This is a genomic window from Escherichia sp. MOD1-EC5433 (genome assembly GCF_002966005.1).
GTDB lineage: Bacteria > Pseudomonadota > Gammaproteobacteria > Enterobacterales > Enterobacteriaceae > Escherichia > Escherichia ruysiae.
Genome location: NZ_PTRL01000006.1, coordinates 143,841 through 156,765, shown reverse-complemented (window position 1 = coordinate 156,765; position 12,925 = coordinate 143,841). Strand labels below are relative to the sequence as shown.

10 protein-coding genes and 1 riboswitch are annotated in these 12,925 nt (G+C 54.8%); of the genes, 2 read left to right on the top strand and 8 right to left on the bottom strand.

What is annotated here, in order from left to right; all coding sequences use genetic code 11:
* Window positions 1-148: 148 nt before the first annotated feature.
* Together araA and araB are read right to left on the bottom strand one after the other, a co-directional pair.
* On the bottom strand, window positions 149-1,651 hold the full coding sequence (gene araA, locus C3D30_RS13975) for an L-arabinose isomerase (protein ID WP_000151749.1): 1,503 nt from the start codon (window positions 1,649-1,651) through the stop codon (window positions 149-151).
* 10 nt (window positions 1,652-1,661) lie between these two features.
* A complete protein-coding gene (gene araB / locus C3D30_RS13970) occupies window positions 1,662-3,362 on the bottom strand; it encodes a ribulokinase (protein ID WP_105287008.1) in 1,701 nt (566 codons plus the stop codon).
* Window positions 3,363-3,700: 338 nt separating this feature from the next.
* Between araB and araC the strand changes: the two genes are divergently transcribed.
* Entirely contained in the window at window positions 3,701-4,579 is an 879-nt protein-coding gene (gene araC, locus C3D30_RS13960) for an arabinose operon transcriptional regulator AraC (RefSeq protein ID WP_016159393.1), read from the top strand.
* Window positions 4,580-4,664: 85 nt separating this feature from the next.
* On the top strand, window positions 4,665-5,429 hold the full coding sequence (locus tag C3D30_RS13955) for a DedA family protein (protein ID WP_001148380.1): 765 nt from the start codon (window positions 4,665-4,667) through the stop codon (window positions 5,427-5,429).
* An 81-nt stretch (window positions 5,430-5,510) separates the two neighbouring features.
* Here the strand turns inward: C3D30_RS13955 and thiQ are convergent, their stop codons facing one another.
* The 6 genes from thiQ to leuC form a co-directional block, all read right to left on the bottom strand.
* A complete protein-coding gene (gene thiQ, locus C3D30_RS13950) occupies window positions 5,511-6,209 on the bottom strand; it encodes a thiamine ABC transporter ATP-binding protein ThiQ (RefSeq protein WP_105287007.1) in 699 nt (232 codons plus the stop codon).
* On the bottom strand, window positions 6,193-7,803 hold the full coding sequence (thiP, locus tag C3D30_RS13945; RefSeq protein ID WP_105287006.1) for a thiamine/thiamine pyrophosphate ABC transporter permease ThiP: 1,611 nt from the start codon (window positions 7,801-7,803) through the stop codon (window positions 6,193-6,195). Before thiP ends, thiQ begins: the two co-directional genes overlap by 17 nt.
* Window positions 7,779-8,762: a thiamine ABC transporter substrate binding subunit gene (gene thiB / locus C3D30_RS13940; protein WP_105285286.1), complete on the bottom strand. Its 984-nt coding sequence runs from the start codon at window positions 8,760-8,762 to the stop codon at window positions 7,779-7,781. Before thiB ends, thiP begins: the two co-directional genes overlap by 25 nt.
* Window positions 8,763-8,792: 30 nt before the next feature.
* A riboswitch (TPP riboswitch) is annotated at window positions 8,793-8,892 on the bottom strand.
* Between the two features lie 33 nt (window positions 8,893-8,925).
* Entirely contained in the window at window positions 8,926-10,581 is a 1,656-nt protein-coding gene (gene sgrR / locus C3D30_RS13935) for a DNA-binding transcriptional regulator SgrR (RefSeq protein ID WP_010350058.1), read from the bottom strand.
* Between the two features lie 327 nt (window positions 10,582-10,908).
* On the bottom strand, window positions 10,909-11,514 hold the full coding sequence (leuD, locus tag C3D30_RS13925) for a 3-isopropylmalate dehydratase small subunit (RefSeq protein ID WP_105287005.1): 606 nt from the start codon (window positions 11,512-11,514) through the stop codon (window positions 10,909-10,911).
* Between the two features lie 10 nt (window positions 11,515-11,524).
* Entirely contained in the window at window positions 11,525-12,925 is a 1,401-nt protein-coding gene (gene leuC, locus C3D30_RS13920; RefSeq protein WP_001140670.1) for a 3-isopropylmalate dehydratase large subunit, read from the bottom strand.

Sequence of the window (12,925 nt, the reverse complement as noted above, 5' to 3'; positions counted from 1 at the left end):
TTCCCCTCACCCCGACCCTCTCCCCAAAGGGGCGAGGGGGAAAAGAATGCCGGATGCGCTTTGCTTATCCGGCCTACAAAATCTCAGCGCGTAGGCCTGATAAGACGCGCCAGCGTCGCATCAGGCGTTGAAAGCCCGATGCGGCTAATTAGCGACGAAATCCGTAATACACTTCGTTCCAGCGCAGCGCGTCTTTAAACGCTGGCAGGCGGGTGTCGTTATCAATCACCGTGATTTCAATGTCGTGCATCTCGGCAAACTGGCGCATATCGTTCAGGTTCAGCGCATGGCTGAAAACGGTATGGTGCGCGCCACCAGCAAGGATCCACGCTTCGGAAGCAGTTGGCAGATCCGGCTGTGCTTTCCACAACGCATTCGCTACCGGCAGTTTCGGCAGGGAGTGCGGGGTTTTCACCGTGTCGATGCAGTTAACCAGCAGACGATAACGATCGCCGAGATCAATCAGGCTGGCGACAATGGCCGGACCGGTTTGGGTGTTGAAGATCAGGCGGGCAGGATCGTCTTTACCGCCAATGCCAAGGTGCTGAACGTCGAGGATCGGTTTCTCTTCTGCGGCGATCGACGGGCAGACTTCCAGCATATGGGAGCCGAGCACCAGGTCATTACCTTTCTCGAAGTGATAGGTGTAATCCTCCATAAAGGAGGTGCCGCCCTGCAGACCGGTTGACATCACCTTCATGATGCGAAGCAGGGCGGCAGTTTTCCAGTCGCCTTCGCCCGCAAAGCCGTAGCCCTGCTGCATCAGACGCTGTACGGCCAGACCAGGAAGCTGTTTCAGACCGTGCAAATCTTCAAAGGTGGTGGTGAACGCGTGGAAGCCACCTTGTTCCAGGAAACGCTTCATCCCCAGCTCAATACGTGCCGCTTCCAGCACGTTCTGCCGTTTTTCGCCGTGGATTTGTGTGGCAGGCGTCATGATGTAGCTGCTTTCATACTCATCGACCAGCGCGTTAACATCGCCATCGCTGATGGAGTTCACCACCTGCACCAGATCGCCAACCGCCCAGGTATTCACCGAGAAACCGAACTTGATCTGTGCGGCAACTTTATCGCCGTCAGTGACCGCCACTTCACGCATGTTATCGCCAAAACGGCAGACTTTCAGATGACGCGTATCCTGTTTAGAGACCGCCTGGCGCATCCAGGAGCCGATACGCTCATGCGCTTGTTTATCCTGCCAGTGACCGGTAACGACGGCATGTTGCTGACGCATACGCGCGCCGATGAAGCCGAACTCGCGGCCGCCGTGCGCGGTCTGGTTCAGGTTCATAAAGTCCATATCGATACTGTCCCACGGCAGCGCCGCGTTAAACTGGGTGTGGAATTGCAGCAACGGTTTGTTGAGCATGGTCAGGCCGTTGATCCACATTTTTGCCGGGGAGAAAGTGTGCAGCCACACCACCAGACCGGCGCAACGATCGTCGTAATTGGCGTCGCGGCAAATAGCAGTGATTTCATCCGGCGTGGTACCCAGCGGTTTCAGCACCAGTTTGCAGGGCAGTTTCGCTTCTGTATTCAGCGCATTAACAACGTGCTCGGCATGTTGGGTGACCTGACGCAGGGTTTCCGGGCCATACAGATGCTGGCTACCAATGACAAACCACACTTCATAATTATCAAAAATCGTCATTTTCGTGTCCTTATAGAGTCGGAACGGCCTGGGCAGCCTGTGCCGGGGCGGAAGTTGGAAGATAGTGTTGTTCGGCGCTCATCGCCCATTGCTGATAGCGGCGATAAAGCTGTTCAAAGCGTTGTGCCTGTTCGCTGCGCGGTTGTAGGGTTTTCTCTACCGCACTGGCCATTTTTTGCTGTGCTGATGGGATGTCTGCGTGTACTTTCGCGGCGACGGCAGCGAAAATTGCCGCACCGAGCGCACAGCACTGGTCAGAGGCTACAATTTGCAGCGGGCGATTCAGCACGTCGCAGCAGGCCTGCATAATGACCTGGTTTTTCCGCGCGATGCCGCCCAGCGCCATCACGTTATTGACGGCGATTCCCTGATCGGTGAAGCACTCCATGATTGCGCGTGCGCCAAAGGCGGTGGCGGCAATCAAACCGCCGAACAGCAGCGGAGCGTCGGTAGCGAGGTTCAGATCTGTAATCACCCCTTTCAGGCGTTGGTTCGCGTTCGGTGTGCGACGACCGTTAAACCAGTCGAGCACCACCGGCAGGTGATCCAGAGAAGGATTTTTGGCCCACGCCTCGGTCAGCGCCGGAAGCAGTTGTTTTTGGCTGGCGTTGATTTGCTCTTTCAGTTCCGGATATTGGGCGGCGAGCTGTTCCAGAGGCCAGCCGAGTACGCGACCAAACCAGGCGTAGATATCACCAAATGCCGATTGACCTGCTTCCAGACCGATAAATCCAGGCACCACGCTGCCATCAACCTGGCCGCAAATGCCTTTCACCGCGCGTTCGCCGACGCTGTGTTTGTCGGCAATCAGAATGTCGCAGGTGGAAGTGCCGATAACTTTTACCAGCGTGTTAGGCTGTGCACCCGCGCCGACCGCGCCCATATGGCAGTCAAACGCGCCGCCGGAAATCACTACACTTTCAGGCAAACCGAGACGCTGCGCCCATTCCGGGCATAAGGTGCCCACCGGAATATCGGCAGTCCAGGTGTCAGTGAACAACGGGGAAGGTAAATGACGGTTGAGGATCGGATCCAGCTCATCAAAGAAACTGGCTGGTGGCAGGCCACCCCAGCTTTCATGCCACAGTGATTTATGCCCGGCGCTGCAACGTCCGCGACGAATATCCTGCGGGCGCGTGGTGCCGGAAAGCAGGGCAGGAACCCAGTCGCACAGCTCAATCCACGATGCGGCAGATTGCGCAACGGCGCTGTCCTGACGGGTAACGTGGAGAATTTTCGCCCAGAACCATTCGCTGGAATAAATACCGCCAATATAGCGGGAGTAGTCAACTTTGCCCGGTGTGTGACATAAGCGGGTGATCTCTTCCGCTTCTTCAACCGCTGTGTGGTCTTTCCACAATACGAACATTGCGTTCGGGTTTTCGGCAAACTCCGGGCGCAGCGCCAGCACGTTGCCGTCGGCGTCGATTGGCGCAGGCGTGGAGCCGGTGCTGTCCACGCCAATACCGACCACTTCATCCCGTTGTTCGGCGCTAAGCTCTGCAAGCACGGTTTTCAGCGCCGCTTCCATTGACTCAATGTAGTCACGCGGATGATGACGGAACTGGTTATTCGGGGCATCACAAAATTGCCCTTTCTGCCAACGGGGATACCACTCTACGCTGGTGGCGATCTCTTCACCGGTGGCGCAGTCCACCGCCAAAGCTCGCACAGAATCACTGCCAAAATCGAGGCCAATTGCAATCGCCATCGTTTCACTCCATCCAAAAAAACGGGTATGGAGAAACAGTAGAGAGTTGCGATAAAAACAGTCAGGCAGTATTCGCTAATCTTATGGATAAAAATGCTATTGCATAGCAAAGTGTGACGCCGTGCAAATAATCAATGTGGACTTTTCTGCCGCGATTATAGACACTTTTGTTACGCGTTTTTGTCATGGCTTTCGTCCCTCCTTGTTACAAAATGCTTTTCACAAGCGGGGTTGTCGGTTGGATTAGTGAAGATAGCCCACCAGAGACGCAATGCTGATGATGTTTAATGCAATATGGACAATTGGTTTCTTCTCTGATTGGCGGGAGTATGAAAAGTATGGCTGAAGCGCAAAATGATCCCCTGCTGCCGGGTTACTCGTTTAACGCCCATCTGGTGGCGGGTTTAACGCCGATTGAGGCCAACGGTTATCTCGATTTTTTTATCGACCGACCGCTGGGAATGAAAGGCTATATTCTCAACCTCACCATTCGTGGACAGGGTGTGGTGAAAAATCAGGGACGAGAATTTGTCTGCCGGCCGGGCGATATTTTGCTGTTCCCTCCGGGCGAAATTCATCATTACGGTCGTCATCCGGAGGCTCGTGAATGGTATCACCAGTGGGTTTACTTTCGTCCGCGCGCCTACTGGCACGAATGGCTTAACTGGCCGTCGATATTTGCCAATACCGGTTTCTTTCGCCCGGATGAAGCGCACCAGCCGCATTTCAGCGACCTGTTTGGGCAAATCATTAACGCCGGGCAAGGGGAAGGGCGCTATTCGGAGTTGCTGGCGATAAATCTTCTTGAGCAATTATTACTGCGGCGCATGGAAGCGATAAATGAGTCGCTCCATCCACCGATGGATAATCGGGTACGCGAGGCTTGTCAGTACATCAGCGATCATCTTGCGGACAGCAATTTTGATATCGCCAGCGTCGCGCAGCATGTTTGCCTGTCGCCGTCGCGTCTGTCGCATTTGTTCCGCCAGCAGTTAGGGATTAGCGTCTTAAGCTGGCGCGAGGATCAACGCATTAGTCAGGCGAAGCTGCTTTTGAGCACCACCCGGATGCCTATCGCCACAGTCGGGCGCAATGTTGGCTTTGATGATCAACTCTATTTCTCGCGGGTATTTAAAAAATGTACCGGGGCGAGTCCGAGTGAGTTCCGTGCCGGTTGTGAAGAAAAAGTGAATGATGTAGCTGTCAGGTTGTCATAACTGGTAACGAATCAGACAATTGATGGCTTGACGGAGTGGCAATGGGTTTGCAGAATCCCTGCTTCGTCCCTTTGACAGGCACATTATGCAAGCATTGCTGGAACACTTTATTACCCAATCCACCGTGTACTCATTGATGGCGGTGTTATTGGTGGCTTTTCTGGAGTCGCTGGCGCTGGTCGGGTTGATTCTACCCGGTACGGTGCTGATGGCGGGGCTGGGGGCGCTGATTGGCAGTGGCGAGTTAAGTTTCTGGCACGCCTGGCTGGCAGGGATCATTGGCTGCCTGATGGGCGACTGGATCTCCTTCTGGCTGGGCTGGCGTTTTAAAAAGCCGTTGCATCGCTGGTCATTTCTGAAGAAAAACAAAGCACTACTCGATAAAACCGAACATGCGCTGCATCAGCACAGCATGTTCACCATTCTGGTCGGTCGTTTTGTCGGCCCGACGCGTCCGCTGGTGCCAATGGTGGCGGGGATGCTGGATCTGCCGGTGGCGAAATTTATCACGCCAAATATTATCGGCTGTTTGTTGTGGCCGCCGTTTTACTTCCTGCCGGGGATTCTGGCGGGCGCGGCGATTGATATTCCTGCCGGGATGCAGAGCGGTGAGTTTAAGTGGCTGTTGCTGGCGACGGCGGTGTTTTTGTGGGTTGGTGGCTGGCTGTGTTGGCGGTTATGGCGCAGCGGTAAAGCAACTGACCGTTTAAGTCATTATTTGTCGCGTGGTCATTTGTTGTGGCTGACACCGTTGATATCTGCCACTGGCGTGGTGGCGCTGGTGGTGTTAATTCGCCATCCGTTGATGCCGGTGTATATCGATATTTTGCGGAAAGTGGTTGGGGTTTAGGGGATAGTTTGCACTGGCGCTGGTTTGTTCCCCTCACCCTAACCCTCTCCCCAGAGGGGCGAGGGGACTGTACGTGCGCTTTTAACCTTTAATTCCCAACAGAGGCGAAGCACTCGCCTTACCGCTCAACAACTCATCGGTCTTACCCTGCCAGGCGATGCGCCCGTCGGCGACCACCACCGAGCGCGTGGCGATCCGCGCCGCATCTTCCACACTGTGCGACACCATCAATAGCGTCATTTTTTGCTGCTGGCAGCTCGTGCTCACCAGCGTCAGCATCTCCTGACGCAGCGCCGGATCGAGCGCGGAGAAGGGTTCATCGAGCAATAAAATGGGCTGTTCACGCACCAGACAACGCGCTAACGCCACGCGCTGCCGTTGACCGCCGGAAAGCTCGCCCGGTAACCGTGCCATTAAATTATCAATCCCCATTTGACGGGCGATAGCGTGCATTTTCTCCTGCTGTACCGCGTTCAGCTTCAATCCCGGATTCAACCCCAGCCCGATGTTCTGCGCCACCGTCAGGTGACTGAACAGGTTGTTCTCCTGAAACAGCATCGACACCGGGCGGCGTGACGGCGGCGTTGTGGTGTGATCAACGTCATTGATAGTCAGCGAGCCACTGGCAGGCGTCAGAAAACCGGCGATCAAATTCAGCAGGGTACTTTTACCTGCGCCGCTTGGCCCGAGGATCGCCACCTGCTCGCCGCGTTCCACCGTTAGGCTAAAACGCATCGGTAAATGGTGGTAAAGCCAGGTGATATCAGTCAGTTTTAACATTTCGCCCCGGTAGTTTTTCAATCACGGTAAACAGCATAAAACAGAGCAGCAGCAGAATTAACGCGGTGACCGCGCCGTCCTGGCTGCGGTATGAGCCAATTTGCTGGTAGAGATAAAACGGCAGGGTGCGGAAATCATCGTTACCGAACAACGCCACTACGCCAAAATCACCAATCGACAGCACGCAGGCAAAGGCCAGCGCCTGCGCCAGTGGGCGTTTCAGGGCACGCAGTTCCACCACTTTTAAGCGCGACCAGCCTTCAATGCCCAGCGACTGACACAACATGCTGTAGCGGGCGGTAATATCGCGCATCGGGTTTTCCAGCACTTTCAGCGCGTAAGGGATTGCCATTAACGCATTGGTGAAAATCACAATGCCGTCAGCAGATTGCGGCAGGCCAGTAGTGTTGTTGAGCAGCAAAAAGAAACCCGTTGCCAGCACAATACCCGGCATGGCGAGGATTAGCATTCCGCTCATCTCCAGCGCCTGACCCGCCAGTATTTTTTGCCGCGCCCGCAGTTCGCGACTGCTCCATAGCAGCATCATGGTCAGCACCACGCACAATACGCCTGCCGCCAGCGCAATACGCAACGAGGTCCACAGCGCCTGCCACAGCACTGGTTGCGTCAGCACTTCCGGCAATTGGCGATTTACCCCATCGACGATCACCGCCAGTAACGGTGGCAGCAACAACAGCAGCGCCAACACAATCAACACAGTGTCACAAATGCGGCTGTGCAGACGATCGTCCGGGTCACGCCAGCCTTGCAGCAGCGTGGTGCCGGGCGCAATGGCCTTACTTAATCGCTGACTCAACAGCACCAGCCCGAGGCAGCAGACCATCTGGATCAACGCCAGCATCGCCGCGCGGGCAGGATCGTAGTCGTAACTCAGCGCCTGATAGATTGCCAGCTCGATAGTGGTCGCCTGTGGCCCGCCGCCCAGCGATAGCACGGTGGCGAAGCTGGCAAAACAGAGCATAAAGATAAGCGCAGTAACTGGCGGGATTTGTCGCCGTAACCACGGCCATTCGACGAAACGAAAGAAGTGCCAGCCGCGCATCCCAAGCTGTGCGGCAAGCTGGCGCTGCTCGCCGGGGATATTTTCCAGTGCCTGGAGTAATAAACGGCTCGCCATCGGCAGATTAAAAAATACGTGCGCCAGCAAAATACCTTGCAGGCCGTAGGGCGAAAAGGTCCATTCCAGACCGAGCGTTTGCCAGAGCGATGCCAGCCAGCCCTGACGACCATAGACGCTAAGAATACCAAAAACGGCGACCAGCACCGGCAGGATCAAGGTCATGGCGCACAGACGCAGCAGCGCCAGGCGTCCAGGAAAGCGTCTGCGATAGAGGGCGCGGGCAAGGAATATCGCGGGTACGACAGAAAGCAGCGCCGAGAGAAACGCCTGCCAGAAGGAGAAGCGCACCACGTGCCACAGGTAACTGTCCTGCCAGATTGTTGCCCAGTCACCCTGCGGCGCGTTCCACCACAGGGCGAGAAACGCCGCCAGTGCAACCGCCACCACAAGCGTAGCGGCGCTTACGCCTGGAATTAACCAGCCGGGAATTAACGGCTGACGGCGCGTTGCCATTCGCTAATCCATGCCTGACGTTGTGCCGCCACTTCGGCTGGCGTGAACTCCAGCGTGGTTGCTGGTTTGGTCAATTGTTCAAAACCGGCAGGCAGCGTGACGTTTGCCACCGGATACATCCAGTTGCCGGTTGGGATCGCATTCTGGAAAGCCGGAGAAACCATAAACTGGAGGAATTTTTGCGCCAGCTCCGGCTGCTTGCTGGCAGCGGTGCGGGCGGCGACTTCCACCTGCAGATAGTGACCTTCGCTGAAGTTGGCGGCGGCGTAGTTATCTTTCTTCTCTTCGAGAATGTGATAAGCCGGAGAGGTGGTATAACTCAGTACCAGATCGCTTTCGCCTTTTAAAAACAGGCCGTAGGCTTCGCTCCAGCCTTTGGTGACCGTGACGGTTTTCTTCGCCAGTTTCTGCCAGGCCTGCGGGGCGTCATTGCCGTAGACTTTTTGCATCCACAGCAGCAGGCCCAGCCCCGGCGTACTGGTGCGCGGATCTTCATAAATCACCCGCCAGTTCTGATCGCTCTCAACCAGCTCCTTCAGGCTTTGCGGCGGATTTTTCAGTTTGTTCTTGTCATAGACGAAGGCGAAGTAGCCGTAATCAAACGGTACGAAAGTGTCATTATTCCAGCCGCCGGGAACGTTAACGGCATCGGCTGCCACGCCGCTTTTGGCAAACAGTCCGGTTTTGCTGGCGGCGTCTAACAGATTGTTATCCAGCCCCAGCACCACATCGGCTTTACTGTTTTTGCCTTCCATCCGCAGGCGGTTGAGCAGTGAGACACCATCTTCCAGCGCCACCAGTTTCAGTTCGCAATTACAGTCGGCTTCAAAGGCTTTTTTGACCACCGGACCAGGCCCCCAGTCGGCGGCAAAGGAGTCGTAGGTATAAACAGTCAGAACGGGTTTAGCGAAAACGGGCGCTGTGCACAGCAACAGCAGGGGAAGACATTTTTTTAACACTTTGCACCTCAAAAAAGAGTGGCAAAGGACTTGAGAAGGAGCCTCAAATCCCTTCGCCGGCGTTATCCGGATCAGGTTCGACGGGTATTTTCTCAGCGCACGCGTCTGCGTGGCACCCCGTTGAGAACGGCGTTAGTGTAGTGATTTTGTTATCAACCAGCAATCATGGATCCGGTGGCGCAAACCACGCTGATTTAAAATCGAACCAGCCGAGGGTATTCATGCGCAGACCGCGCATACTACGTTGCCCCTGAATGATCAACCAGTGGTGGATCAGCGGCACCATCGCTTTGCTGGCGACCAGTTGCTGGCACCAGTTCGCCAGATTCATCTCGCCATTACGCCAGCGGGCGGCGTCGGCTTGCCAGTCGATCGGAATACAGTGTTGTAGCAGCGGCACCTCGCACAAGTGCGCGAACAGCGAAAAATCCAGCGGCAGCGTAAAGTTGGCGCTGTTAAGCCAGATGTCGCTTTCGATCTCACCTTCGTGCCATTGATCGTAGCTGATCTCATTGATGTTAAGCGTCACCTGATGACTTGCCAGAATTTGCTGCATGATCCTGGCAATTACCCGATGTTCAATATGATCCTGGTAAAAGGTCAGGGTGAGATGTTCCAGTCCGGCGGGTTTTTCGCAATGCGTGGGGCGGGCATGGTGCCAACGGGGAAGCAACCCATAGGCCGGGAACCAGAGTTGTTGGTACTGTTCCTCGGCGAAATAAACCAGATTGGTCGGCGAAAGCACATAGCTTACCCAGTCTCTGACTTGCTGATTCGCCCCGCGATGGGTGCGGCTGTCGAACAGTAAATAATAGCAACCTTCCTCCAGGCGGCTTTCAATCTCTTTTTCCTCGCCCTGCGGCCCTTTCAGCATCAGCCCTCCGGCTGGCTCGTCGGCAATTTCCGGCAAGACCCAGACGTTAACCTCGTCGATTAGCGCGCGATAACCGAAGAAGTCATCGAATGCCTGAATTTTCAACTGATTGGCGCTGTTACGCATTACCGCATACGGACCAGTGCCGATGGGATGGCTGGCAAAGTTGCTGAGGGTTTCCCATTCACGCGGCAGGATCATCGCCGGAACTTGCCCCAGCAGTAACGGCAACCAGCGGTCTGGCTGTGTGAGATGGATATCCAGCGTCCAGGGCGTCGGCGATACAATTTCAGCAATGTGGGAGTAGAGCGGCAGCGTATTGATCCGTTTCAAAGAGGCAATTACGTCGTCCATTTCCAGTTCACGCCCATGATGAAAATGAACTCCCGGACGTAAAAAGAAACGCCAGTGAAGCGGAGAAATTTGTTGCCAGTGGTGGGCGATGTCCGCTTCCAGTTCCCCATTTTCCTCATTTATGCGGGTTAACGCGCTGAAGATTTGCCGGGCGATATGCGTTTCGGAACGGCGTAATGCGCTGCCAGGCATCAGGTTGCGCAACGGACGATAGTAGAGGACGCGCAGGATGTGCCGCCCCTGGCGGAAGCTACGCCCCAGATGAGAAACCAGCATTTGCCGCACAGCGGTTTTATCACCAACGAGTTGCACCAGTTGGTCGATACGATCCTGTTCCAGTAAGTCCTCTGCCCGCTGTTGTTGTAGCGCCAGCCCGGTATAGAGAAACGTTAAACGCGAGCGTTTGCCGCGCCCGACTTCCGCTTCCCACGTCAGCCAGCCGCGATCCTGCATGGTGTTGAGCAGGGTGCGCATATGACGGCGGGAGCAGCTCAATAACTCCGCCAGTTCGTTCAGCGTTGTCTCCTGCGATTTACCCTCGCAGCATTGCCACAGGCGGATGAACTGTTGTTGCAGACGAGCAGATGGCATAAAAGGGGAACTCCTGCGCAAAAGTCAGCAATTTTATTTTCCCTATATTAAGTCAATAATTCTTAACGATGAAGCAATGAGGTATCCCATGCGTCAGTTTTATCGGCACTATTTTATCGTGACAGAGAAGATGTGCTGGCTTCGCGGGTTAATCGTTCTACAACGTTTAGTCATGCCTGAAGAACGGATACCGTGGGAGGGGAGTTACTTTGACTACTGATTTGCAGACATCATGTGTGACTGAGTATTGGTGTTAATCGCCACGCCAGCAGTGAATACCTGCTGGCTTTTTTCTTTTTGGCGATTGAGTGCCGGACGGAGTACAAACTAACGCATAAACGCCGGTTGCTTCTCTTCATAAGACGCAATGGCGTCGTCGTGCTGCAGGGTCAGACCGATGCTGTCCAGACCATTCATCATGCAGTGGCGGCGGAAGGCATCAATAGCAAAGCGATAAGTTTTATCACCCGCTTTCACTTCTTGAGCTTCCAGATCCACATCGAAATGAATTCCCGGATTGGCTTGCACCAACGCAAACAGCTCATCCACTTCGGCATCGCTTAATTTCACCGGCAGCAACTGGTTGTTAAAGCTGTTACCGTAAAAGATATCGGCGAAACTCGGCGCAATCACCACTTTAAAACCGTAATCAGTCAACGCCCACGGCGCGTGCTCACGCGAGGAACCGCAGCCGAAGTTTTCCCGCGTCAGTAAAATGGATGCGCCCTGATATTGCGGGAAGTTCAGCACGAAATCCGGGTTTGGCTGTTGGCCTTTTTCATCGAGAAAACGCCAGTCGTTAAACAGATGCGCGCCAAAACCAGTGCGCGTCACTTTCTGCAAAAACTGTTTCGGGATGATTGCATCTGTGTCGACATTGGCGGCATCCAGCGGAACCACCAGGCCTGTGTGTTTGATAAATTTCTCTGCCATGGTGTGCTCCTTATTTAATGTTGCGGATATCGGCAAAATGACCAGTAACAGCAGCGGCGGCAGCCATTGCCGGGCTGACCAGATGCGTACGCCCGCCGCGCCCCTGGCGGCCTTCAAAGTTACGGTTGCTAGTGGAGGCACAACGTTCGCCCGGATTCAGACGATCGTTGTTCATCGCCAGACACATTGAGCAGCCAGGCAAGCGCCATTCAAAACCGGCTTCAATAAAGATTTTGTCCAGACCTTCTGCTTCTGCCTGGGCTTTTACCGGACCGGAGCCGGGAACCACCAGCGCCTGTACGCCTGGCGCGACTTTCCGGCCTTTGGCGATTTCCGCTGCCGCGCGTAAATCTTCAATGCGCGAGTTGGTGCAGGAACCAATAAACACTTTGTCGATAGCGACTTCAGTCAGCGGAATACCCGGTTTCAGCCCCATATAGGCCAGTGCTTTTTCTGCCGACGCGCGTTCAACCGGATCGGCAAATGAAGCGGGATCAGGGATATTCTCGTTAACGGAGATCACCTGTCCTGGGTTAGTTCCCCAGGTCACCTGCGGGGCGATCTCTTCTGCCTGTAAAGTAACAACGGTATCGAAAGTTGCACCTTCGTCGGTTTGCAGGGTTTTCCAGTAGGCAACGGCGTCGTCGAAATCTTTGCCCTTCGGCGCATGAAGACGGCCTTTGACATAGTTAAAGGTGGTTTCGTCTGGTGCAACCAGACCGGCTTTCGCGCCCATTTCGATTGCCATATTACACAGGGTCATACGACCTTCCATGCTCAAATTGCGGATCGCTTCGCCGCAAAATTCCACCACATGCCCGGTGCCGCCTGCGCTGCCAGTTTTACCGATAATCGCCAGTACGATATCTTTTGCGGTAATACCTGGTGCGGCTTTGCCCTGAACTTCAATTTTCATGGTCTTTGCGCGTCCCTGTTTCAGGGTTTGCGTTGCCAGCACGTGTTCAACTTCGGAAGTGCCGATACCAAAGGCCAGTGCGCCAAACGCACCGTGAGTGGCGGTATGAGAGTCACCGCAAACAATGGTCATTCCTGGTAACGTCACGCCCTGTTCTGGTCCCATCACGTGGACGATCCCTTGATACGGGTGATTCAGGTCATACAGCTCGACGCCAAATTCTTTGCAGTTTTTGATCAGCTCCTGCATCTGGATGCGCGCCATTTCTCCGCAGGCATTAATGTCTTTGGTCTGGGTAGAGACGTTGTGATCCATGGTGGCGAAGGTTTTACCCGGCTGACGCACCGGGCGACCGTGGGCGCGCAGACCATCGAACGCCTGCGGTGAGGTCACTTCGTGTACCAGATGGCGGTCGATATATAACAGCGGGGTTTCGTTTTCGGCTTCGTAAACTACGTGAGCGTCGAACAATTTTTCGTATAACGTCTTAGCCAT